At 68.5% G+C, this 24723-nt stretch carries 20 protein-coding genes; 14 read left to right on the forward strand and 6 right to left on the reverse strand.

What is annotated here, in order from left to right:
* From K2R93_20590 to K2R93_20625, 8 genes are all read left to right on the forward strand, one after another.
* On the forward strand, window positions 1-449 hold a 449-nt coding region (locus K2R93_20590; protein ID MBY0492250.1), incomplete at its 5' end, for a PilN domain-containing protein.
* On the forward strand, window positions 436-999 hold the full coding sequence (locus K2R93_20595) for a hypothetical protein (protein ID MBY0492251.1): 564 nt from the start codon (window positions 436-438) through the stop codon (window positions 997-999). The genes K2R93_20590 and K2R93_20595, both read left to right, overlap by 14 nt.
* 11 nt (window positions 1000-1010) lie before the next feature.
* Complete coding sequence (locus tag K2R93_20600) at window positions 1011-1553, forward strand: hypothetical protein (GenBank protein MBY0492252.1); 543 nt, start codon at window positions 1011-1013, stop codon at window positions 1551-1553.
* Window positions 1550-3388 carry a hypothetical protein gene (locus tag K2R93_20605; protein MBY0492253.1) on the forward strand — a complete coding sequence of 613 codons (1839 nt, stop codon included), beginning with the start codon at window positions 1550-1552 and terminating at the stop codon, window positions 3386-3388. The genes K2R93_20600 and K2R93_20605 overlap by 4 nt, the downstream gene beginning before the upstream one ends.
* Before the next feature lie 18 nt (window positions 3389-3406).
* A complete protein-coding gene (locus K2R93_20610) occupies window positions 3407-4903 on the forward strand; it encodes a GspE/PulE family protein (protein ID MBY0492254.1) in 1497 nt (498 codons plus the stop codon).
* Window positions 4900-6231: a type II secretion system F family protein gene (locus tag K2R93_20615; GenBank protein ID MBY0492255.1), complete on the forward strand. Its 1332-nt coding sequence runs from the start codon at window positions 4900-4902 to the stop codon at window positions 6229-6231. The genes K2R93_20610 and K2R93_20615 overlap by 4 nt, the downstream gene beginning before the upstream one ends.
* Before the next feature lie 201 nt (window positions 6232-6432).
* Window positions 6433-8004, forward strand: coding sequence for a DUF1800 domain-containing protein (locus K2R93_20620; protein MBY0492256.1), 1572 nt, complete (start codon window positions 6433-6435; stop codon window positions 8002-8004).
* Between the two features lie 51 nt (window positions 8005-8055).
* Window positions 8056-9366, forward strand: coding sequence for a DUF1501 domain-containing protein (locus tag K2R93_20625; protein ID MBY0492257.1), 1311 nt, complete (start codon window positions 8056-8058; stop codon window positions 9364-9366).
* A gap of 140 nt (window positions 9367-9506) precedes the next feature.
* Here K2R93_20625 and K2R93_20630 read toward each other — a convergent pair whose 3' ends face one another.
* On the reverse strand, window positions 9507-11513 hold the full coding sequence (locus K2R93_20630; protein MBY0492258.1) for a M20/M25/M40 family metallo-hydrolase: 2007 nt from the start codon (window positions 11511-11513) through the stop codon (window positions 9507-9509).
* Between the two features lie 64 nt (window positions 11514-11577).
* On the opposite strand from K2R93_20630, the gene K2R93_20635 reads away from it, so the two are divergent.
* Complete coding sequence (locus tag K2R93_20635; protein ID MBY0492259.1) at window positions 11578-13605, forward strand: Ig-like domain-containing protein; 2028 nt, start codon at window positions 11578-11580, stop codon at window positions 13603-13605.
* A gap of 30 nt (window positions 13606-13635) precedes the next feature.
* Here the strand turns inward: K2R93_20635 and K2R93_20640 are convergent, their stop codons facing one another.
* Window positions 13636-14160: a putative metal-dependent hydrolase gene (locus K2R93_20640; protein ID MBY0492260.1), complete on the reverse strand. Its 525-nt coding sequence runs from the start codon at window positions 14158-14160 to the stop codon at window positions 13636-13638.
* 60 nt (window positions 14161-14220) lie between these two features.
* On the reverse strand, window positions 14221-14478 hold the full coding sequence (locus K2R93_20645; protein MBY0492261.1) for a GlsB/YeaQ/YmgE family stress response membrane protein: 258 nt from the start codon (window positions 14476-14478) through the stop codon (window positions 14221-14223).
* A gap of 143 nt (window positions 14479-14621) precedes the next feature.
* Here K2R93_20645 and K2R93_20650 point away from each other — a divergent pair, with 143 nt between their 5' ends.
* The 4 genes from K2R93_20650 to K2R93_20665 are packed head-to-tail and all read left to right on the forward strand — an operon-like array spanning window position 14622 to window position 19013.
* Entirely contained in the window at window positions 14622-15392 is a 771-nt protein-coding gene (locus tag K2R93_20650) for a DUF1080 domain-containing protein (GenBank protein MBY0492262.1), read from the forward strand.
* Window positions 15392-16609: a nucleoside permease gene (locus K2R93_20655; GenBank protein ID MBY0492263.1), complete on the forward strand. Its 1218-nt coding sequence runs from the start codon at window positions 15392-15394 to the stop codon at window positions 16607-16609. Before K2R93_20650 ends, K2R93_20655 begins: the two co-directional genes overlap by 1 nt.
* Complete coding sequence (locus tag K2R93_20660; protein MBY0492264.1) at window positions 16610-17314, forward strand: hypothetical protein; 705 nt, start codon at window positions 16610-16612, stop codon at window positions 17312-17314.
* 46 nt (window positions 17315-17360) lie between these two features.
* Window positions 17361-19013, forward strand: coding sequence for a beta-N-acetylhexosaminidase (locus K2R93_20665; GenBank protein MBY0492265.1), 1653 nt, complete (start codon window positions 17361-17363; stop codon window positions 19011-19013).
* Here the strand turns inward: K2R93_20665 and K2R93_20670 are convergent.
* The 3 genes from K2R93_20670 to K2R93_20680 form a co-directional block, all read right to left on the reverse strand.
* Window positions 19010-20200, reverse strand: coding sequence for a hypothetical protein (locus K2R93_20670; GenBank protein ID MBY0492266.1), 1191 nt, complete (start codon window positions 20198-20200; stop codon window positions 19010-19012). The genes K2R93_20665 and K2R93_20670 overlap by 4 nt on opposite strands.
* A gap of 109 nt (window positions 20201-20309) precedes the next feature.
* Window positions 20310-21545, reverse strand: coding sequence for a Gfo/Idh/MocA family oxidoreductase (locus K2R93_20675; GenBank protein ID MBY0492267.1), 1236 nt, complete (start codon window positions 21543-21545; stop codon window positions 20310-20312).
* 14 nt (window positions 21546-21559) lie between these two features.
* Window positions 21560-23155, reverse strand: a complete 1596-nt coding sequence (locus K2R93_20680) for an AMP-binding protein (GenBank protein ID MBY0492268.1) — start codon at window positions 23153-23155, stop codon at window positions 21560-21562.
* A 149-nt stretch (window positions 23156-23304) separates the two neighbouring features.
* Here K2R93_20680 and K2R93_20685 point away from each other — a divergent pair, with 149 nt between their 5' ends.
* Window positions 23305-24582 (forward strand): PQQ-dependent sugar dehydrogenase, encoded by a 1278-nt coding sequence (locus K2R93_20685; protein MBY0492269.1) that lies wholly within the window; start codon window positions 23305-23307, stop codon window positions 24580-24582.
* The last annotated feature ends 141 nt before the right edge of the window (window positions 24583-24723 follow it).

Genomic DNA, 24723 nt, shown 5'->3' on the forward strand with positions numbered 1-24723 from the left:
ACGCTCTTCCGATCTTGCTGGCAGCCGCGGAAGCGGCGCAGGAAGCCGCGGCGGCCGACGCCGCGGGCGCCCTCGCAGCGCAGGCGCGATTGCTGCGCGCGGATCGGGAAAGCGCGCTGCTGCAGCGCGCGAATGCCGATGCCGCCCACCCGGGTGCGCCGTCGCTGGTCATCGCCCGACTCGGAGCGCTGCTGCCGCCGTCCGCGTTCGTGCAGCATCTCGAGTGGGATGGACGCCAATGGAAGATCGACGGCAGCGCGATCGATGCGGCGGGGCTCGTGCCACGCCTCGATGCCGTGCCGGTGTTCGAGCAGGTGCGCTCGCTGGCGCCGAGTACGCGATTCCTCGATGGCGGTACACCACGCAGTTCGTTCTCGATCGGCTTCGCGGTGCGCGGCGGGGCGCGGGATTCCACCGCGGCACCGGGAGGGACGCGTGGCCAACGGTAACGGCGCGCTCGTCTCGGCGCGTGAGCAGCGCACGATCGTGTGGGGCATTGGCGTCGTCCTGCTCACGCTGATCGTGATGCGCGGGGTCGTGCCCTTCGCGCAGGCGTGGCAGGCGCGCGAGACGCGCCTCGCGGCCGTGCTGGCGCGCACGGCGCAGCTCAAGGCGCTTGCGGCGCAGGCGCCGCAGCTCACGCAGGCGGCGACGATCGCCGAACGCGAACTCGCCGGCGCGCCGCGCCGCGTGCTGCATGCGCGCACCGCCGCACTGGCGGCCAGCGCCCTGCAAGCGTGGCTGCAGGAGGCCAGCGACGGCGCCGGCCTCGCCGTGAACCGCGTGGACGTGACGGCCGAGAGCGATGAAATCGTCACCGCCACGCTGTCGGTCGTGGGCGACATCCATGGGCTGGCGGCATTGTTGGCCACGCTCGAGCGGGGGCCGCGGGTGCTCCGCGTGGAGCGGCTCGCCGTCACGCAGAACACCGCGCTCCGTGGCGCACCGGATGTCCTGCAGGTGACGCTTGGCGTGCGCGCGCCGGTGGTGCTCGAATGAGCGCGCCGCGCATGACCCGGCGCCGCATCGGGCGTCTCACGCCCGCCAGCGTGGAGCTGGTGGCGCTGCTCGTGGCCCTCGTCGCCGGCATCGTGCTGGTGTGGCCCGCGTCGGTGACCGTCGAGCCGGCCTCGCGCCCGGCGCCGGTACCACCGGCACGCCCGGCGGTCGTGAGCACGAGCGACAGCGTGCGTGCGCAAATCGTGGCGACCAACCTGTTCAGCGGGTCGCGCCGGGCCCCGCGCGAACGGTTCCGCCTCCCGGGTACCGAGCCCGCGGTGGAGGCCCCGCTGATCCCCGAGCTGCCCGGCGCATTGGCCGCCGACGGCGGACCGCAGCTGTTCGGCATCGTGCAGGTCGATGGCACACCGCGCGCGCTGCTGCAGAGCGCCAGTGACAGCACCCCGCGCCTGGTGGCGGTCGGGGCGCGGATCGGGGCGTGGCGCGTGCAGCGCATCGGCACCGATCGTGTGGATTTGCTCTCTTCGGCGGGGGCGCGCACCGTGCGCCTCTCCCGCCGCTCCTCTTCTGACTCTGTCGGGTCCCCTCCATGATGGGTCATCGTTTGCGACCGTGGCCGATCGCCGCGGTCGGTCCGTTGCTGGTGTGTCTGGCGAGTCCGCTGCTCGCGCAGGGCGCCACGAAGACGCCGCCGCGCGACACCGCGTCGCGCGAGGCGGCGCTCCGTGGCAACACGCTCGACTTCGCCAACGCGCGCCTGGCCGATGTCATACGCACGCTGGCGACGCTGCTCGGTCGCACGGTGATCCTCAGCGACATCCCCGATGTCCGCGTCACCTTTGCGACGCCGGCGGGGGTGAGCAAGGCGGAGCTCGAGCGGGTGATGGAATCGCTGCTCGAGTCACACGGCCTGATGCTCGTGCCGAGTGGCACGGTGGCGCAGGTGCTGCCCAACGAAAAGGCGCCGGCCGCCGGGGATTTGCGCACGGGCTTCACCTTCCCCGATCCGGCCCCGCTCGGACTCGCGTCGCAGCTGGTGCCACTGCAGGCCATTCGTGCCGATGAAGGCGCCGAGGCGCTGCGCGCGGTGCTCGCCAAGGGCGCCCGCGTGGAGATCGTGGCCCGCTCGAACGCGCTGCTGATCACCGACCGCGGCAGCAACTTGTCGCGCTATCTCGGGCTGCTGAAGACGCTCGATGCGGCGCCCGCCGGCGAGTCGGGGCTGCGTACGTACGTCGTGAATCTCAAGTACGCGGCGGCCGAAGATCTCGCCGCGTCGCTAGGGCAGCTCTTTGGCATTCAGGTGGCCTCGAGCGCGGGGGGATCACTCGCCGATCGCTCGCTCTCGCGCGCCCTCGATACGTTCCGGGGCCGCGAACTCGAGACCTTCCGCACGCGCAACAGCATGACGAATGCGCCGGCGACGCCGGCCACGCCCACCGCCGCCGCGCCGCGGGATTCGGCGGCCGGACTGCTCGTGGGGCGCACCACGGTCGTCGCGAATGGCCCCACGAATGCCCTCGTGATCCGCACGGCGCCGCCCAACTTCCCGATGTTGCGCGAAACGATCCTCGCGCTCGACACGCGGCCGGCGCAGGTGCTGTTCGAGGTCACCATCGCCGAGATCGCGCTCGGGCGCGGCACCGAATTCGGGCTCGACTGGAACGCCGTGAACCGCGGCGGGGATGTGAATGCGGCGTTCGGGAATCCCGAGATGCCCGATACCACGTCGTCGAACTTTTTGCTGCGCATGGTGCGGCTGCAGAACGGCACCGGCGTGCGCACGCTGCTGCGCACCATTGCCTCGAAGAACGATGTGCGCGTGCTGTCGTCGCCCGAACTGATCGCCGCCAACAATCGCGAGGCGTCGATCCTGGTGGGGAGCAAGGTGCCGTTCATTTCGTCCACGCGCCTCGGCAACGATGTCTCGATCGACCGCGCCGTCCAGTATCAGGACGTGGGCACCAAGCTGTCCATCGTGCCGACCATCAACGACGATGGCTACGTCACCGTGCAGCTGCTGCAGGAAGTGAGTTCGCTCACGCCGCAGACGGTGGCCGCCGCCTTGAGCGCGCCGGTGATCTCCACCCGCGAGGCCAACACGCGCGCGGTGCTGCGCGATGGACAAACGGTCGTCATCGCCGGTCTCATTGGCGATCAGCGGCAGACGCAGGATCAGGGCATCCCGTTCCTCAAGGACATTCCGGGGCTGGGCGCACTGTTCAAGCGGCAGAGCACCACGCGGCAGCGCACCGAGCTCGCGATCTTCGTCACGCCGTACATCGTGCGCAGCGATGCCGACGCCGATGCCATTCGCGAACGCGTCCGCAAGCGCATGGAAGAGCGCTCCCCCGGCGCGCTCGACGACACGCCGCTCAGCCCGCCGGGCACCACGCCCGTGAAGCGCCCGCCGCCGGGTGCGCGGTAACGCCATGGGATCGGTGGCATGATCGACGCGCGCACCTTGCGAGCGGCCGCGGCGGGGCCGCTGGCGCTGCGCTTTCCGCCCCGCTGGCTGGAGGAGCACGCGGTGCTGCCGCTCGCCGTGCGTGATGGCGTGGTGGAGGTCGCCGCCGATGGCGCGCTCTCGCCCCATGTCCAGGACGCGCTCGAGCGCGAGCTGGATGCCGCCGTCCAGGTGGTGCCGGTGCCGCCGGGCGATGTGCGCGCCGCCCTGCTGGCCGCTCCGCGTACGGCGACGGCCGACGCGCTGGCGCCGTTGCTCACCGGCGATGCCGTGGAGAGCCTCGACGATCTGCGCGCGCTCGCGAGTCGCGAACCGGTCGTCCAGGTGGTGAACGCCATGCTCGCCGAGGCGATGCGGGCGGGGGCGAGCGATGTGCATCTGGAAACGCGCCCCGACACGCTCCGCGTGCGTATGCGCTTGGACGGCGTGTTGCACGATGCCCAGCAGCTGGGCCCGGAGTTCCGCGCCGCCGTGATCTCGCGGCTCAAGGTGCTGGCCGGGCTGGATATCGCCGAACGACGCCTGCCGCAGGACGGTCGCGCGCGAGTGCGCGTGGGGGAGCGCGAGCTCGATGTGCGCGTGAGCACGCTGCCCGCGCTCCACGGCGAGAGCGTCGTGCTCCGCCTCCTCGATGGCGGCGGCGATGCGCAGCCCCAGACGCTCGACGGCCTGGGGTTCCCCGCCGCCCTGCTCACCCCCCTGCGCTCCCTGGTCCAGCGCAGCGCGGGACTTGTCCTGGTGACCGGCCCCACCGGCTCCGGCAAGACGACCACGCTCTACGCCGCGCTGCGCGAGCGCAGCACGCCGGGCGTGAAGGTGGTGACGGTGGAAGATCCGGTCGAGTACCGCCTCGACGGCATCGTGCAGCTGCCGGTGAATGTCCGCGCCGGCTTTGGCTTCGCCGACGCGTTGCGCGCCATTCTCCGTCACGACCCGGACGTGATTCTCGTGGGCGAAATGCGCGACGCCGAGACCGCCGAAATTGCGGTGCGCGCGGCCCTGACGGGACACCTCGTTCTGAGCACCGTGCACACCACCGACGCGGTCGGCGCGTTGGCTCGGCTGCGGGACATGGGCGTGCCGCCCTACCTGCTCGCGGCGACGCTGCAGGGGGTCATGGCACAGCGACTGGTACGCTGTGTCTGCGCGCGCTGTGCCGTGCCGCAGCCACTGACGGCTGCCGAGCAGGCGCTCTTTGACGGCGCCGCTCAGGTCCCCGACACCATCCGGCGCGGCACCGGCTGCGACAGCTGCGCCGGCACCGGATATCGGGGGCGCGCCGCGATCGCCGAGTTGCTCGTCATGACCGAGGCGCTGCGCGAGGCGCTGACGCACGGGGCACCCGTTGGCACGCTGCGTGAGCTGGCGCGGGCGGCCGGCGCCGCCTCGCTGCTCGACGACGGACGGCGCGCCGTGCGCAAGGGTGTCACGACCGCGGCCGAAGTGACGCGCGTCCTGGGTGAGGAGCGCTGGTGACCACGCGCGCACCGGAGCCGCGCTGGCGCTATCGGGCGAGTGATGCGAGCGGCCGTGAAGCGCGCGGAGATATCGCCGCTGAGAACGCCGAAGCCGCCGTAGCCGCGCTGCAGGCGCGCGCACTGTGGGTCATCGATCTCGAGCCGGTCGCCGGTGCACCGATGAGGCCGACTGCGGGTTCGAAGGTCGCGGGTTCGAATCTCGCGGGTTCGGAGGCCGCGGGGGCGACTGGCGGTTCGGGCACGCGATCCTTCGCGCATGTGGTGACCACCGCCTGGGCGCGCCTCGCGGGCCGCGATCTCGAAGAGCTCGCCGTCACGACGCGCGCGGCGGCCACGCTGCTGGCCGCCGGCGTCCCGCTGGATCGCGCGCTGGGCCACGCCGTGGATTCGGACGCGGGCGCCTCCTCGTCAGCGCGCTGGGGGCCCGCCTTTGCCGCGCTGCGCGACCGGGTGCGGCGTGGCGAGTCGCTCGCGGCGGCGGCCGACGCCGTGCCGGAGCTCCCGGCGACGTTCGGCCCCGCCTTTGCCGCCGCCGAGGCCACGGGCGCCCTCCCGGCGACGTTCGCGCGCCTGGCCGATCACCTCGAGCGCCAGCAACGCACGATGCAGGCGCTGCGCGCCGCGCTCGTCTATCCCACGCTGCTCGCGGTGGCGAGCGTGACCGGCACCCTGGTGATCCTGCTGGTGGTTGTCCCGCGCTTTGCGGCGCTTCTCGCCGACAGCGGCATGCCGCTCCCGTGGGCGACGCGCCTGCTGGTGGCGAGCGGCGCGCTGCTGGCGCGCGGCGGCTGGCTCCTGCTGGCCGCCCTGGTGCTGGGCGGGGTCGCGGCCTGGCGCTTCGTGCAGACGCCCGCCGGCGCGGCCCGCTGGCATGCCTGGCGCCTGAACCTCCCCGTCATCGGGCCGCTCGAGCGGGCGCGTGATGCCGCGCGCTATCTCGACAGTCTCGCGCTCGCGCTCGCCAACGGCGTCCCCGTCCTGAGCGCCATGCGGCTGGCGCGTCGCGGCGTCCGCAACCAGGCGCTCGCGGCCGCCCTCGCGCCGGCGGAACCCGCGGTGCGCGATGGCGCGTCGCTGTCACAGGCGATCGGCGCCTGCCTGCCACCGCTGGCGCGTCGGCTGCTGGAGGCGGGCGAAGGTGCCGGCGCCCTCGCGGCGATGGCGCAGCGCGCCGCGGTAGCCGCGGATGGTGCGGTGCAGCGTCGTATCGCGCAGCTCGTCGCGATCATCGAACCGTTCCTCATTCTGGTATTCGGTGGCATCGTGGGCTTTGTCGCGCTCGCGTTGCTGCAGGCGATTTATGGGCTTAACGCCGGACAACTCTGACGCGTCGATCATGTGGCGCGGGGGGTCGCGTGACGGACGTCACGTGATCGCCGAGTCACGTGCGTGGCGCGCGCCCACACGATTCCACAACGCGTGATCACGCGGGAACGACGAGTTGCGTCGTGTCTGTTGACATCGTCGTGGTGGCGCTGAAGCATTGTTCACGTGCCGGGCCTCTCTGACTCTTACTGCGCCTTCGACATGGACACCGTGACGGAACCCGTTGCCGACGAAGTGCCCACGACCGAGACCCCTCGCGCCGATCGGCGCCGCTTTCTGGCACTCGGCACGAGCGCGCTGGGAGCGCTGGCGGCGCTGAGTCCGACGGCGGCCGTCGAAGCACAGCCGCCTAAGGTTGGCTCGCGCAGCAAGCCGGTGACGCCGAGTCGCGTGCCGGGCAGCGATGTCGCGCTCACGTGGCAGGATCCCCTGCTCCGCCTCGTTCGCCGCATCACGTTCGGCCTCAATCCGGCCGAAGTCGCGCTCGCGCGCCAGCTCGGGTACAACGGGTATCTCGAGTATCACCTCCGCGCTGACCAGATCGACGACAGCGCCACGGAGGCGGCGATCGCGCAGCGGTGCCCGATGGTCGGCATGCCGGTCGCCACGCTCAAGACGCAGGATGGCAACGAGGCGGTGGAGCAGCTCACCGATGCGACCTGGTACCGCGCCGCGTTCGCGAAGGCGCAGTTGCGTGAGCGCATGGTGGAGTTCTGGAGCGATCACTTCAACATCAGCACGAACAAGTCGGGGTGGGTGAAGATCCTCGACGATCGTGACGTGATCCGCCCCAACGCGCTCGGCAACTTCTTCACGATGCTGCGTGCCTCGTCGCAGAGTGCGGCGATGCTGTACTACCTGGATCAGTACTCCAGCCGCACGCCGACGCCGAATCAGAACTACGCGCGCGAGATCATGGAGCTGCACACGCTGGGCGTGGATGGCGGCTACACGCAGGATGACGTCGCCGAACTGTCGCGCATCCTGACCGGCTACTCGTACGACGGCAACACGTACGCCTTCAGCTATAACCGCACCTACCACGACCGCAACGCGAAGACGTTTCTGGGCACCGCGTTCCCCGCCATGCCGTCGACCGCCACGAACGCGCAGTTCAAGGGCGAGGCGGACACGGCCATCACGATGCTGCTCACTCACCCGAACACGGCGCGCTTCATCGCCACGAAGATGGCGCGCTATCTGCTGGCGTACGATCCGCCGACGAGCGTGATCGATGCGACGGCGGCCGCGTACACGCGGACGCAGGGTGACATCAAGACGATGATCCGCACGATCCTGACGTCGGCGAACCTGTCGGCGGCGCCGGCCAAGTTCAAGCGGCCGTTCCATCTGACCGTGTCGGCGATGCGCGGACTCGGCATGGACATGAGCACGGTGAACAACATCCGCTCCGGCATCAAGCAACCCGCCGACTTCATGGGGCAGCCGCTCTTCGAGTGGGAGCAGCCCGATGGCTTCCCGGATCGCGTGGATTGGTGGAGCGGTCTGGTGGTGACCCGCTGGAACTTCATGGGCACGATGTCGCGCCTCACCAGTACCACCACGGCGCGTTTCGACCTCACGCCGTTCCGTGTGCTCGATACCGCCGAAGGCGTCGTGAACCAGATCAGCGCGCGACTGTTCGCCAACGAGATTCCGGCCACGCTCAAGCTGGCGCTCATCGCGTACCTCAAGGGCGGCACGTACAACGAGACGCGCGTGCGCGAAACGATTGCGCTCGCGCTGTCGTCGAACGAGTTCCAGTGGTTCTAGTGATGAGGCCGATGATCACCCGGTCGCCTTCTTCTCCAGCCTGAGCCCCGCATGAGCCATCATCACGACCACCACGGCTGCCGCGAGTACGAAGGGCTGGCCCGCCGTGATTTCCTGACCATGCTGGGCGGTGTCGGCGTCGCCGCCTTTGTGCCGACATGGTTGCCGCAGGTCGTGTTGGCCCAGTCGGCCAACACGTCGCGCGATGTGATCGTGTCGATCTTCCTGAGCGGTGGCTGCGACGGGCTGTCGCTTGTAGTGCCGTTCGGTGACCCGGATTACTACACGGGGCGCCCGAACATTGCCATCGCGCGCCCCGATGCGGCGGGCACGGGGCCCAAGGTCACGGCGCTCGACAACTTCTTCGGCTTCTCGCCCGGGATGGCGCCGCTCTATCCGGCGTATCAGGCGGGCAACCTGCTCGTGGCCCACGCCACCGGCTCAGTGAACAACTCGCGCTCGCACTTCGACGCGCAGCGCTACATGGAGGTCGGCAAGCCGGCCGATGTGACGATCAACGGCGGCTGGCTGGGTCGTCATCTCGCCATGACGCCGCCGGCGAAGGCCGATGCGCCGCTGCGCGCCCTCAGCTACACCTCGGGGATGCCGGTGACGCTCTCGGGCGCCCCGAAGGCGCTACCGATTCCCAACCCTGCGGGCTTCACGATTGGCGGCAGCGGGACGACCCAGGCGGCCCGCACGGCGTTCCTCGCGAACAACTTCGGCATCGCGCCCGATCCGGTGCAGTCGAACGCGCTCGATACCGCGCGCACGATTTCGCTGCTGCAGTCGATCAACTTCAACGGCTATCAGCCGACGAACGGCGCGGTGTATCCGGGCGGCGGCTTCTCGAACGCCCTCCGCAGCACGGCGGCGATGATCAAGGCCGATGTGGGGCTCGAAGCCGCGCACATCTTCTTTGGCGGCTGGGACACACACTCCACGCAGGGGCCGATTCCCGGCGTGGACGGGCAGTACATGCACAACCTGATGCTGCAGCTGTCGCAGTCGCTCGCCGCGTTTCACGCCGACATCATCCAGGGGAACACGTCGACGAACGTGACGCTCGTGGTGATCTCCGAGTTCGGCCGCAATGCCCGCGAGAATGGCGACAAGGGCACGGACCACGGTCGCGGCAACATCGCCTTCGCGATGGGGCAGAAGATCGCCGGCGGCAAGGTGCTCATCAACACGTGGCCCGGCCTCGCGCGTGAGAATCTCGAATCGGGGCAGGACCTGCGCGTGACGCTCGACCATCGCGACATTCTCGCCGAGATCGTGCAGAACCGGCTCGGCAACACGAACTTGGGGGCCATCTTCCCGGGCTTCACGCCGCGCTTCCGGGGCGTTACCAAGGCCTAGGCTCGGCGGCAGCCGCAGCATAGCTCGCACAGGGCACACAAAGAGCCACAGGGCCCACGGAGGACGGCGATGATCACGTTGCTGTCCCCTGTGGGCCCTGTGGCTCTTTGTAGGCTCGGTGCGAACGGTTCCGCGCCGGCTTACCGCCGCGCTTCGGGCTGACCGCCCGGGTGCCACGCTGGCTTGGGGCCGTCGGCGAGCAGCCGCACGGCGCGGATCGTCGCTTCGATGACCTTGGTCATGTGCGGCACGTTCACCACCGACGGTTCGTCCTTGGGCGAATGGTACGGCGTGATGAGGTTGTAGCTCGACAGCGAGTGCGCCGGGATGCCGATGCGTGCGAACGCGGCGTTGTCGCTGCGCGTGAAGAAGCTCTGCCCAGGACGTGGATCGGCCACGAGCGGGATGCCGTTGTCGGCGAGGAGGTCGCCGAGTTCGGAGCGCTCATAGCCGGTGAGCCAGGCCTTGCCGAAGCCGCCACCGAGGGAATCGGCGTTGGCGATCATCTCGATGTTGAGATCGACCACCGTCTTCTCGAGCGGCAGGATGGGGTGCTGCAGATACCAGCGGGTGCCGAAGCCGCCCACTTCTTCGCCGGTGATGGAGATGAACAGAATGGTGCGCTTGGGGCGCGGGCCCTTCTGCAACGCCTTGGCGATTTCGAGGAGCGCCACATTGCCGCTCGCATCATCGTCGGCGCCATTGTTGATGGAGTCGCCATCGACGGGGCGGCCGATCCCGATGTGATCGTAGTGCGCCGTCACGAGCACCACCTCGTCCTTGAGCACGGGGTCACTCCCGCGGAGCACCCCGGCGATGTTCTGCGTGCGCAGCTGCTGCTCGGCTGGCAGTGTGGCCCACTGCGCCCAGCTCTCGACTGGCGCCGGGCGCGTGCGACCGGGCTGCTGATTGGGCCCCTGCGCGGTGCGCAACGGAATCCGCTGCCGATAGGTGCCCGAATCCCCCGCGGGCGCGAGCCCCGCCGCCTTGTACTGCGCCTCGAGATAACGTGCGGCCTTCTCCATGCCCGGCGAGCCGGTCATGCGCCCTTCCATGGAGTCGGCGGCGAGAATGCCGATGTGGCGACGGACGCTTGCGGTGTCGACCTTGTCGACCCACTTGGCGGCCGCACTCGTGGCCGCCGCCCCCGCGGCGCGCGGCTGCGCATCAGCGACCACCGCCAGCCACTGGCGATTGCCGCTCACGGCCAGACGCGTGATGTGCGCGAGATGCGCAAAGCCGTAGTCGGCGACCCTCTGCCACGCCGTCGCGTCGCTACCGCTCCCCCGCTTCCACGCGAGCAGCGTGGTGCCGCTACCGGCGAGCAACGTGGTGCTGTCGGCCCAGGCCACATCTTCGGTGCCGGCCGGCAGGGCGACGAGTTCGGTCATCGCCTTGGTGTCCGGATCGAGGCGCATGACCTTCCACGGCGTCGCCCCCTTCTGCACGAAGCTCACGGCGTTCGTACCGGGAATGCGATGCAGGGAGCGGCCAATGTCGCGCGCGAGCACCTCCCCGCGGCCGGTCGTGGTGTGCGCGAGCTGCAGCGTGGCGGGCGTGCCAAGCACGAAGAGCGCGAAGGTGGTGTCGTTGGGCTGCGCGAAGTACCCCACGGGCTTGATGTCCGGAAACAGCACCGACGGCTCGCCGCCACTGAGCGGGACGCGCCACAGGCGCTGGATGGAGTCGCGCTCCACCCGGATCACGTGAATCGCCTTGTCGTCGAGCGACGGGAACGCCGAGTACTCGCTCTCGGGATCGGTGTGCCACACCGGGTTGGTCAGACCGGTCGAGAGGTCGAGGCGATAGATGTCGCTCTGCGTCCCCCCCGGCGTACCAGGCTGCGCCGTGCGGGTGGCGGTGTAGAAGATCGAGCGGCTGTCGCGCGCGAACGCGGGCTGATTGTCATAGCCCGCGCGACGCGTGAGGTTGAGCGGCACCCCCGTCTTGACGGTGTCACCACGCAGGACCAGCGGGACGAGATAGACCTCGCTCTCGGGCGCCGGTGGCGAGGTGCGCGGAACGCCGCGCTGGGCGGCGAGGGCGGCGGGGACGAGCAGCGCGGCGGCCAGCTGCCCAGCAAGACGGGAGGCGACCGCCGCGGCGCGCGTCGGGCGCGGCCGGCGTAGTGCATACGAGAGAGACATGCGGCAAAGCTACCGCGCGCCGGACCATTGCGGCCAGCCGGACGGAGTCGCTAGCCTGCGAGTCATGCTGCGAATCCTGGTGACCGCCGTGGCGCTCCTGCTGGTGAGCGCCTGCTCCGACCACCCGACCAGGCCGGTCCTGCCGGCCAATCCGCGGCTCGCCTCGCTGGCCGTGCAACCGGTCACGCTGGCGCTGGCCGTCGGCGCGGAACGTCCGCTGACGGTTCAGGGGCGTGATTCGACGGGCGCGCCGCTCGCGAGTGTGAAGGTGACCTGGCGCTCCGATGCGCCGGGCATTGCCACCGTGGACACCAACGGGGTGGTGCGCGCCGTCGCGCCCGGCACCGCGCGCATCACGGCGAGTGCGGGCGGCATCGGCGGCGCACTCTCGGCCATCAGCACCGTCGCGGTCACGCCGGCGGTCTCGCCGCTCATGCAATGGCAGCTGATACGCGCGGGGCTGACGGATGAAGCGTTTCTGGCCGCATGGGATGATGGCGCGGGCACCGCCTACGCCGGCGGACCGAACGGCACGTTGCTCAAGTCCACGAATGACGGCGCGTGGCAGCTCATCCCGCTCAACACAACGGAAACGATCGTCGGGATCTGGGGCGCCTCGCCGACCGATCTCTGGCTCGTGGGGTCGGGGGGGCTCATTCTGCGCGGGAATGGTACCACGTTCACGCGCGTGACCCCTCCCCTCAGCGGCGGTACCTGGCTCGAAGTGTGGGGGCTCTCCGCGAACGAGGTGTACATCACCGGCGATCAGGGGCGCATCCTGCGCTGGAACGGCAGCTCGCTCGACGTGATGGCGAGTGGCGCCGCCGATGAGCTCTGGGGCATCTGGGGCGCCAACAGCAGCACGCTCTTCGCCGTGGGCAACAACGGCACGATCCTGCGTTACGATGGGACATCGTGGCGGCGGCTCGCGACGCCCGACAACACGCCGCTCTTTGACGTGTGGGGGACGAGTGCGGGCAATGTGTTCGCCGTGGGCGTGGGCGGCACGGTGCTGCGCTACGATGGCATCACGTGGACCCGCATGCCCACGCCGAATGCGGCGAATCTGTTTGCCATTCGCGGGCGCGCGTTCAACGACATCTACGCCGTGGGCAACAACGGCACGACGTGGTGGTTCGACGGCGCCACGTGGCGCGCCCTGTCGATCGGCAACGGCCAGAACCTGCGCGCGCTCGCGCTGCGCGCCGACGGGTCGGCCAAGCTCGCCGGCTGGTTCGGCACCGTGGTGGGACTGCGTGGCCTCGGTACGGGCGTTGCGGCCACGACCGAGATCAGTGACCCGTCATTGCTCGGCGTGTACGGCAGCGGGACCGGGCCGTACTTCGCCGTGGGCTTCGGCGGCACGGTCCTGCGACGCACCGCCGCCGGAAGTTGGGTGCCGGAGCCGGTGCCACCGGGGAATGACCTGTTCTCCATCAGCGGCAACGGCCCGACCGACATCGTGGCGGTGGGGGATACCGGGACGATTCTGCGCTACGATGGCACCACGTGGCGCAAGGACGCGCCGCCAACGACGCGCCTCCTGCGGGCGGCATGGAGCGGCGGCGGACAGCACATCCTGGCCGGCGAACAGGGGCTGATCCTCCGCTCGAATGGCGCCGGCTGGACCCCGCAGGCGAGCGGCACGACGCGGTTTCTGCGCGCCGTTTGGGGCACCGATCCGACCAACGTGTTTGTCGTCGGCGACTCGGGCACCGTGCTGCGCTTCGACGGCGGCCGGTGGACCCCAATGGCGGTGCCCACGACGCGCCGGCTGCGCGCCATCTGGGGCACGGGGGCGAATGACGTCTTCGCGGTGGGCGACTCGGGCACCACGCTGCGCTTCGATGGGCTCACCTGGCAGCAGCTGCCGGCGGTGACGACGCGCGACCTGCGGGCGCTCTGGGGGCGCGGGCCCACCGACGTGTACGCGGTGGGCGACAGCGGCACCGTGCTGCGCTATGACGGCAGCGGGTTTGTGGCGCAGACGAATCCGCTCAATCGGATTCTCTACGCGTTGTTCTCGCTCCCGGGTGGCAATGGGGTGATTGCGGTGGGGGAGCGGGCGCGGGTTTGGGAGGGGAGGCCTTGAACTGCTAGGGGCGTATACGTGCTGTGGGGGTTAGCGGTTGGCGCGGTAGTTTTCCAGCTGCTTGATGTGGTGATCGCCGTGCCAGGCGTACATCGCGGCGACCTGATCGAGCGTCATCACACCGTTTTCGGGGTGATAGATCGTGCGCGCGAAATCGGCGGGGGCCATGCTGTGCAGGACGGCGACGAGGCGCGTGTGCGTGGCGTCGAGCAGGGTGAGTGACACCAGGGGTGACAGCGTACTGTCGGCGAGTGTCACCCAGGCGTCCTGATCGTACGGCTTGATCGTCGGCTCGCCTTCGGTGAGGCCGAGCTTCACGCGGATGTAGGCGTTGACGTGGCTGTCGGCGACGTGATGCACGAGCTGGCGAACCGTCCAGCCGCCCGGGCGATAGGGGCTGTCCCAGTCGCGATCAACGAAGCCGGAGACGGCAGCGGCGAGGCGCGCGGGCTGGCTGGCGAGCCGGTCGATGTGATCGGCCCGTTCGCTGGCCGTGTATGTGTCTTGGCGCAGAAAGCGGCCGAGGGGGAAGCGCAGCAGCTCGTCGGTGGTCATCCTTCGAGTCTAGCGCGCCGCCCCCCCGTCCGAAACCGTGCGGGCCGTGTGGCCCCGTGCTTACACGGTGGCGCCCCGGCCACGCATCGCCCGGTACAGGAACAGGATGAGCACGGCGCCCACCACGGCGGCAATCAGTCCGGCGGCTTCGCCCGGCTGATACCACCCCACGCTCCGGCCGAGGAACGTCCCGAGCATCGCGCCGGCGACGCCCAGCAGCATGGTAATGATGATGCCGCCGGGGTCGCGCCCGGGCATGATGGCCTTGGCCAGCGCCCCAGCGATGAGACCGATCAGGGCTGTCCACAGCAGTGACATGATGACCACTCCGTTTACGGGATCGAGCGGGAGAACTTCTGGGGGCTCAGCTTGCACGTCCGATGCCATGCCCGCAGCGCCTTCCGTGCGACTGGTCCAAGCCCTAGCATTGCGAGGGCCCCCGCACTCCCCCTCCCCCCGTTATGACGCCTGACCATCCCGGCTTCGAGCGCCGGCGTGCCCCCGGTCTCCGGGGCGCGCTGCTGCCGCTCACCCTGACCCTTGCCCTCGGTGCCTGTGCATCGGGCGGCGGAACCACCGGCGCGCCATCCCGCGCCGCCTCCGCCTCGCGCCCGGCGGCGCGCACGGGCCAGTGGGTCACGCTTTTCGCCAACAGCTCGCTCAGCGGCTGGCACAACTTTGCCACGCCGAGCAAGACGCCCACGGGGTGGAGCTTCGAAGACGGCACCTTGGTCCGCATCGGAAACGGTGGCGACCTCACGAGTGACCGCTACTACACCAACTTCGAACTCGAACTCGAGTGGAAGGTGCCGCCGGGCGGCAATAGCGGCGTGATCTATCGCATCGATCCGAAGGCCGATACGTCGTGGTCGTATCGCACCGGGCCGGAGATGCAGATCCTCGACGACGCCAAACATCCGGACGGCAAGAATCCGCTCACCTCGGCGGGAGCGAACTATGCGCTCAACGAGGCGCCCCGCGGCGCGGTGAAGCCGGCGAACGAGTGGAATGCGGCGCGGCTCGTGGTGAACGGCACGCACGTGGAGCACTGGCTGAACGGCACCAAGATGGTGTCGTACGAGCTCGGCTCTGCCGATTGGGAGGCGCGCCGCGCCAAGAGCAAGTTTGCGAACGCGCCGTTCTACGGGCGCGCCAGGTCGGGGCAGATCGCCCTGCAGGACCACGGCAACCGCGTGGCCTTCCGGAACGTGCGCATCAAGGAGCTGCCGTAATGGGAACGAAGGCGCGGTTGTCGGCGATGATGTTCCTGCAGTACTTCGTGTGGGGCGCGTGGTTTGTCACCATGGGGACCTACCTCGGCCAGACGCTGCACTTCACCGACACGCAGATTGGCAGCGCGTACGGGGCCACCGCGATCGCCGCGATCGTCTCGCCCTTCTTCATGGGCATCGTGGCCGACCGTTTCTTCGCCAGTGAAAAGCTGCTGGCGATCCTGCACGCGCTCGGCGCGGTGCTGATGTACCTGATGTCCACGCAGACCACGTTCGGCACGTTCTACCCGCTGCTGCTGGCGTACGCGTTCTGCTACATGCCGACGCTGTCGCTCACGAACTCGATCTCTCTCCACAACGTCTCCGACTCGACGCGCGATTTTCCGATCATTCGCGTGTTCGGGACCGTGGGGTGGATCGTGGCGTCGGGCATTCTGGTTGGCTTCGTGCTCAAGGCCGACAAGCTGGCGCTGCCGATGCAGATCTCGGCGGCTGGCTCGGCGGCGCTCGCGCTCTTTGCGCTGATGCTCCCGCACACGCCCCCGCGCGCGGCGGGCGCGCCCTTCAGCGTGCGTGACGCGCTGGGGCTCGATGCACTGCAGCTGCTCAAGCGCCCGGACTTCGTGATCTTCACGCTCGGCTCGTTCCTGCTGTGCATTCCGCTGCAGTTCTACTACGCGTTCGCCAATCCGTTCATGAACGAGATCGGCGTCCCGAACGCGGCGGGGATCATGTCCTTCGGCCAGGCGTCGGAAGTGGGCTTCATGCTCCTGCTCCCGTTCGCGCTGCGCAAGCTCGGCATCAAGTGGATCATGCTCACCGGCATGCTCGCCTGGGGGCTCCGGTACTTCGCCTTCAGCCGCGGCGACGCGAGCGGTGGCATGGCGCTGATCTACGCGGGCATTCTGCTCCACGGTGTCTGCTACGACTTCTTCTTCGTGGCCGGTCAGATCTACACCGACGAAGTCGCCGGCCCCAAGGTGCGCGCGGCCGCGCAGGGGTTTCTCAACCTCGTCACGAATGGCGTGGGCTATTTCGTAGGCGCCTCGGTCTCGGGCTCCGTCGTGAGCCGCTACGCCTCCACCACGGCCGCTGGTACCGCCGCGCATGACTGGCTGCAGGTGTGGCAGACCGCGGCAATCGGTGCGCTGGTGGTGTTCGCGGTGTTCCTCTTCCTCTTCCGCCCGGCGCCAGTGCGCGCCAACGCGACCGCTTAAATGACGGCTCCTCGCTTGACCGGTCGCGGCGGCAGTGCCGTGGCCTCTCCGGTGCCCCTCGTCGAGGCGTGCTGCGACTCCGTCCTCACCGCCCGCCGTGCCCAGGAATATGGCGCGGGCCGTGTCGAACTCTGTGGCCCCGGCGATGGTGGCACGACGCCGTCGCTGGGCCTCGTGGCGCGCGTGCGCGATGAACTGCGCATCCCGCTGCATGTCATGATCCGCCCGCACACGCGCGACTTTCTGTACGACGACGACGAGCTCGACGTCATGCGGAACGACATCATCACGATGCGCCAGCTGGGGGTCGATGGCATCGTGGTGGGCCCACTTCAGGCCAACAGCACGCTGCACACGCAGCAGCTGGCCGAATTCGTGGAGCTCGCGCGTCCGCTCAAGGTCACGTTTCATCGGGCCTTCGATTCCATCGTCGACCAGATGCTGGCGCTCGACCTCATGCTGCTCCTGGGGGTGGACTACGTGCTCACCAGCGGCGCGCAGCGTACGGCGCTCGAAGGCGCTCCGCGGCTGTCGGCGCTGCAGCATCGCGCCGGCGAACGGCTGACGGTGCTGGCTGGCGGCGGCATTCGGGCGGACCACGTGCGGGCGCTGCTCACGCAGGCGCCACTCCGCGAAGTGCACGCGCGCGGCACCGATCCCGAGATCATTCGCGCACTTGTCTCGACCCTTCACAACGCCGCCTGAGGGCGGCGTTGTGCATTTCCTCCGGCATTGCTCCTGCGAGTCGCTCATGCGTCTGCCCGTCCCTGCCCTGCTTCTCGCTGCCGTCGTCGGCACGACTACCGCGTCGGCGCAGCTCCCCACGCCCGAGACGAGCCGCTATGCCGTAATCCCACGGCCGAGCGTCCTGACGCCGAAGACGGGGAGCTACACGCTCACGGCACGCACGGCAGTGTCAGCGCCGGCGGCATTCGATCACGTGGCCCATCGCTTCGTGCGTGACATCGCAAATCCGACCGGGTTCGACCTGCGCATCACGACGGGACCGGCACCGGCGGGGATCGTGCTGCGGCAGAAGCCCGGCATGGGCCCCGAAGCCTACACGCTCGATGCCTCCGCCACGGGTGTCGTGATCACCGCGACCGGTGAAGCGGGCGCCTTCTACGGTCTCGAGACGCTCAAGCAGCTGCTCCCGCCCGAGATCTTCCGCGACGCCCCGATGCCCAAGGTGCAGTGGACGATCCCAGCGGTGCACATCGAAGACGCCCCCCGGTTCTCGTGGCGCGGCGCGCATCTGGATGTCGGGCGCCACTTCATGCCGAAGGAGTTCGTCAAGAAGTACGTCGATCTGCTCGCGCGGCATAAGCTCAACCGCTTCCACTGGCATCTCACCGAAGACCAGGGATGGCGCATCGAGATCAAGAAGTATCCGCGCCTCACCGAAGTGGGCTCCTGCCGCGACCAGACGCTGGTGGGCCCGTATGTCGCCGACCCGAAGAAGCGCGTCTTTGACGGCAAGAAGCACTGCGGGTTCTTCACGCAGGACGACATTCGCGAAGTCGTGGCCTATGCCGCCGAGCGCATGATCACGGTGGTCCCCGAGATCGAGATGCCGGGGCACTCCCAGGCGGCCGTCTACGCGTATCCGCAGCTCTCGAGTTCTCCCGACACGGCGCCCAACCCCGGTGTCCTGCAGGTGTGGGGTGTGAGCCCGTTCATCATCAATCCGACCGACGCCAACGTGGCGTTCATGCAGGATGTGCTGAGCGAAGTGCTGGATCTCTTCCCGAGCCCGTGGATTCACATCGGCGGCGACGAGGCGATCAAGGACCAGTGGAAGGCCAACCCGGCCATCCAGGCCCGCATCAAGGAGCTCGGCCTCAAGGACGAGCACGAGCTGCAGAGCTGGTTCATTCGCCAGATGGACACCTTCCTCACCAAGAAAGGGCGTCGTCTGATCGGCTGGGATGAGATCCTCGAGGGCGGCCTGGCCGAAGGCGCGACGGTCATGAGTTGGCGCGGCATGGCCGGTGGCATCGCGGCCGCGAAAGCCAATCACGACGTGGTGATGGCGCCTGGTAGCCATACGTACTTCGATCACTACCAGAGCCGAGATCGGGCCAGCGAGCCGCTCGCGATCGGTGGCTTCACCCCCATCGACAGTGCCTACAGCTTCGAGCCCATTCCCGGCGAACTGAGCGCCGATCAGGCCAAGCACATCCTCGGCGCGCAGGCACAGGTGTGGACGGAGTACATCCTCGACGCCAAGCATGTGGAGTACATGACCTACCCGCGGCTCACCGCGCTCAGCGAGGGGCTTTGGAGCCCGAAGGCGCGCAAGGACTTCGGCAACTTCATGCAGCGGTTGCCGCAGCACCTCAAGCGGCTTGAGGCACTGGATGTGAATTATCGGCGGTTGGATTCGCAGAAGATCACGCCCTAGAGCGCAACGTCCTGGGTTTCGCGACTCGCCGCCTCGATCTCCGCGAGGCGCGCCAGCGCCCATTGACTGTTGCCGGTGCGCGCATTGGGTGACGACTGTAGCAGCTGCATGGCTTCCGTGGCGAGACGATGCGCCATTTCGGCATCGCCGTCGGCGAGCGCCAGGGCCGCGTCGAGCTGTTGGCGGATGATCTTCGGCGCCCGCGCCATCGCCTTGGCGTGTGGCGCGAGCAACGCGCGCGCGGCCGCGCCATTGCGCGCGAACTGTGCCACAAGGCGAGCGCGCTCGATGGCGACGGCGGCGGCCATGTAAAACGGCAGGCCATCGGCGATCGCTGCGGCGCGAGCGAGATGCTGCTCCGCTTCGTCGTACGCACCGTGGTCGACTAGCCACGCGGCGGCAACCAGGCGACTCCCCACTTCACCAAGCGAGGCGTCGGCCGGTTCAAGCAGGGAGGCGATGCGGGTGCCCGGTTCATCGCGCAGGCGCAGGCCGGACTGCTCACGAACAAAAAGGACCAAACGCGCGGTGTCGCGGCGCGCCCGCTCGTCGTCACGGCCTAGCTGCAGGAAGCGCTTGCCGTCGGTCACGAAGCTGCCATTGTCCATCGGGATCAGCGTGGCGATCCCGGTGCCCGCGGCGATGACCGCCGTGAAAAATCGCACGGCGCCCCCCCACCCTGAGGGCGCATGCCACCACCACCACGCGGCCAGCACGGTCAGCAGCACACTCGCCACCGGGCCGGCGATCACCATCCAACGCATTCGTGACGACAGGCGTTCGTCGCTGTCGGGGAGTGTCGCCGCGACGCCGCCGGCGAGCTCAAACTGCCGGTTCCACCCCAGGCGAATGCGATCGGTCAGCCCGTCGCGCTGCACCGCGAACGGCCCAACTACCAGCAGCTGGAATCGGAAGCCTTGCGTCACGCCGGCAGCGATGTGGCCCAATTCATGAATCAACGTTGAGAGGAACCACGCGATTAAGGCCGCGCTCGAGAGCGCCCAACCGTTCCTTGGCAGCTCCCGCAGCGAGGCGAGGACGTACAGGCTCGCGAAGCGTGAGCCAATCCAGAAGCCGAGCATGGCGAGTGACGCCCCGATGGCACCACCGAGCAGCATGCTGCGGACGAGGTTGCGGCGCGGCGCCCGAGGCGCGGCCGCGGATTGCGGGATTGCTGGAAGAAGCATTGGATTGAGCGACTGAGAACCCTACAACACACAACCCCAAACATACAACCCGGAACCCTAGACTGATCAGTTTAGAGTTCCGGGTTTTTGGTTGTGGGTCGTGGGTTGGTTATGGGTTCCAAGTGCCCTGGGCTACCGCCGGCACGAACTTGTCCACGCCATTCTCCTTGTAGTCGAGCGTCTTCCCGAGCTCGGCGCTCTTGTAGGCGTGCATCAGAATGCGCACGATGTCGAGACCGTCATGGAACGTGAGCAGCGGCTTCTCCTTGCCGAGGAAGGCGCGTACGAAGTGGCGGTCTTCGGCTTCATAGCCGTAGGCGATGGCCTCGTTCACCACGACGGGCATCTGGCCGATTTCGGCGTTCTGCTTCTCGACGAGATCCTCACCGACCCGCCCCTTCACGGCGCGTGAGAAGAAGAGATCGAGGCCGCTCTCGAGCGTGTTCCAGCGCATCGAGTATTCCGGGCCGAGCAGCTCGGCCGAGAGGCGCAGGCCGGGGCCGACGAAGCTCCAGCTCGTGGTCGCCTCACCGATCACCGTGCGCCCTTCCGGCGTTTCGAACTCGATGTTCACGCTCGCGAAGTCTTCACTCGGCGTCTTGGTGTAGTCCACGCCGGTGGTCTTCTTGAGCTGTGCCGCGTACTCCTTGCGCGACCACTTGAGGCTCGCGATGTGGCCCGTGACACGCTTGACCTTGAGGTTCGACAGCGGCGCGCCCGGCGGGGAGAGCAGCTGGCGCACCACCAGCGACGAGTGGCACATCATGTCGTTGAGCACGCCGCCGCCCTGCAGCTTGCCGTTCCAGAACCACGGCGCATGCGGGCCACTGTGCTCTTCGGCGGCACGCGCCAGATACGGCGCGCCGGTGGTACCGGCACCGCGGCGCCAAAGCAGGTCATGGCCCACCGCGACCTGCGGCGAGAAGTACTGATTCTCGAGATAGCCATGCATGATGCCGGCGCTCTCGACCAGCTTGATCACCTGCTTCGCCTCCGCCACGGTGCGCGCGAGCGGCTTTTCGCAGGCGATGCCCTTGAGCGTGCCCTTCCCCGACTTCACCGCGTCGCAGATTTCCTCGACGTTCTCGATGCGCGCCTGATTCGGTCCGTTCAGCCAGATCGCATCGATGGCCGGATCGGCCACCATGTCGGTGATGCTCTTGTACGCCTTCGCGTCGCCCACCTCGAGCTCGCGCGCGTAGCGAGCCGCGGCGGCGGCGTTCTTCTGGTTGGGGCTCCACACGCCAAGCACGTCGGCGTCGCGCACATAACGGAAGCCCTGCATGTGGAAGCGGGCATTGAAGCCCGAGCCGACGAAACCGATACCGAGACGAGACGCTGCCATGGGGTTGGTGAATGTCAGGATGGGGACGAGGCTGCACGCTTCTGCCGCTCGCGGTCCACGAGCAGGCGCCGCAGGATCTTGCCCGACGGCGACTTGGGAATCGTATCCACAAACTCGACCTGCCGCACCTTCTTGTACGGCGAGACGCGGTCGGCCACGTACTGCATGACCTCTTCGGCACTGATCGGTACCCGGGCGACCACGAACGCCTTGGGGACCTCACCGGCCTCGTCATCGGGAACGGGGATCACGGCGGCATCGGCGATGGCCGGGTTGCCGAGGAGGTGGGCTTCCAGTTCGGCGGGCGCCACCTGCAGCCCCTTGTACTTGATCAGCTCCTTCACGCGGTCGACGATCTTGTACCAGCCGTGCTCGTCCACCACCGCCACGTCGCCGGTCTTGAACCAGCCGTCGGGCGTCATGCAGGCGGCGGTGGCCTCGGGCTTGTTGAAGTAGCCCTTCATGACCTGCGGGCCGCGGATCCAGACTTCGCCGCGCTCACCGTACGGCACATCCTCGCCGGTATCCGAGTCTACGAGGCGGCACTCGGTGTTCGGCGCCGACGGCCCCACGGAGTCGAGTTCGACCCGGTCATCGCCCATGGGATGGAAGTGCGAGACCGGGCTGGTTTCGGTGAGCCCGTACCCCTGGCGCACACGAATCCCCAGCCGCTTCTCGCAGGCGTCGGCGAGGTCCGCCCCCAGCGGGGCCGCGCCGCTGAAGAGGTAACGGAGATTGGACAGATCGTAGTTGGCGACGACCGGGTGCTTGGCAAACGCCAGCACGATGGGCGGTACGACGTTGGCGAAGGCGATGCGATGATCCTGCATGACCTTGAGAACCTGCTCCAGGTCGAAGCGCGGCAGCGTCACCACGCACGCGCCCTGCCGGAGGGCACCGCCCATCACGACCACCATGCCGTAGATGTGGAAGAACGGCAACACGCCCAGCACATGATCACCGGACTGCATTACGCCGGTGATGTCGTCGATCTGGCAGAGATTCGCCACGACGTTGCGATGCGTGAGCATCACCCCCTTGGGCACGCCGGACGTCCCGCTGGAGTACGGCAGCGCGGTGAGATCGTTCATGGGGTCGATCTCGACCGCCGGCGGTTCACTGCCGTAGGCCCAGAGGTTCTTGTACGGCGTCGCGCCCTCGTGTTCGCCCAGCACGACGATCTCCTTGACGGTGCCCGCCAGGCGCGACGCGGCTTCGCACTTGTCGAACAGGTCGGGGATCGTCACGATCATGATCGCTTCCGAGTCCGCGAACTGCGCGCCGATCTCCTCGGCGGTTGCGATGGGATTCACCGTGCTCGGAATGGCGCCGATCATCGACGTCGCGAAGAACACCACGGCGAAGTCAGGAACATTGGGGCAGACCATTCCCACGACGTCGCCCTTGCGGACGCCGTGCGCGTGCAGCCCTGCCGCGACCGTGTGTACCGCGTCTCGTAGCCCACGATACGTATACGTCTTGCCGGTCACGGCGCAGATGAACGCCGGCTGATCGGCGAATTCGTCGACGCGGCCGAGGACGAATGGCACGAAGGCCGAATCGGGAATGTGGACGTCGGGGCGGGGACTCTTGATGACGCGCTGACTCATGGGCGACCGGCTCCGGCAGGAGGGGGGACGGAGTGTGCGCCCCGAAATTCGGCGTGGGGTGGGCCGGTGGCAAGGCGCGCGCCGACGGGCTTTCTTTCAGTGCTGGCCCTTCTGGGCCTCTGCCTCCCATCGCTCTTGCCAACGCGCTCATGATTCGCCCGTCCCGCCCCACGTTGGTGCTGCTGTCTCTCAGCGCTGTAGGGATTGCTTCCTCGCTCGCGGTGCCGCGTGCTGCGGCCCATGCGCAGGCGGCCGCCAGCCCGGTCAACGCCGGGACTCAGAAGCCGGAAGCGAGCCTGCCGTTCACCATGACGCAGGTCGCCACGTTCAACCTGCCGTGGCGCATCGCCTTCCTGCCCGACGGGCGGATGCTCATCACCGAAAAGGTGGGCCCGGTGTGGCTCGTGACGCAGACGGGCGAGAAGACGCCGGTCGCCAACGTGCCGGCGGTGCTTGCGCAGGGTCAGGGCGGCATGCTTGGGATCTACCTGTCGCCCAACTACGCCAGCGACAAGCAGGTCTATCTCACGTACTCGGAGCCGGGCGATGGCGGCTCGAGTCTGGCGCTGGCGCGGGCCACCCTCACGCTGGGCACGGGGACGGCGAGTCTCGACAACCTGCAGGTCATCTGGCGCGACGGTGCGCGCGGTCGCGGCGGACAGTTCGGCGCGGCGGTCGCGTTCTCGAAGGACAAGCAGTTCCTGTATCTCGCGGTGGGCGACCGTCAGCGCATGACGCCGGCGCAGGATCCGAACTCCCCGTTGGGCAAGATTCTCCGCCTCACGCTCGACGGAAAGCCAGCGCCGGGGAATCCGCAGGCGGGGAAGACCGGTGCGCCCACGCTCGACATCATCAACCCGCCGCGCGACACCGAGCTCGCCAAGACGGCGCCGACGGTCTACACGTATTCGTTCCCCGGCCCGAACCTGACGCCGTCAGAAACGTGGGCGAGCGGCTTCCGCACGCCGTATGGCCTTGCCTTCGGCCCCGACGGCCGCCTCTGGGAAGTGGAGCACGGCCCGCGCGGTGGCGACGAGCTCAATCTCGTTGAGCCCGGCAAGAACTACGGGTGGCCGCTCGTGAGCTACGCGACGAACTACAATGGGGTACCGATCCCGAGCCCCGATACGCGTGCCGACCTGCAAAAGCCCGTGATCTACTGGACGCCCGTCATTGCACCGGGCAGCCTCACGTTCTACCAGGGCAAGATGTTTCGCCAGTGGAACGGCTCCGCGCTCATCGGCGGCCTCGCCTCGAAGTCGCTCACGCGCATCGTCTTCGACGGCAAGGGCGGCGCCGCGACGGCGGAACGGTGGGACGTCGGGAAGCAGATTCGCGATCAGGCGGTGGCGCCGGATGGGGCGCTGTGGCTGATCGAGAATTCGGCGACGGGGGGGCTTTATCGGGTGGTGCCTTTGAGGAAGTAGCGGGGTGGATGGACTGCGCAGACGAACGGCGTATACGAACAGCGTATACATGCGGCGTATACGGGGGGTGGAGTTGACCCGATTTCGTGGACTAGTTCCTCACCCTAGGTTGGAGCGGGAGGCAGTTCATGAAACGGAACC

This window comes from Gemmatimonadaceae bacterium (genome assembly GCA_019752115.1).
Classification (GTDB): Bacteria; Gemmatimonadota; Gemmatimonadetes; order Gemmatimonadales; family Gemmatimonadaceae; genus Gemmatimonas.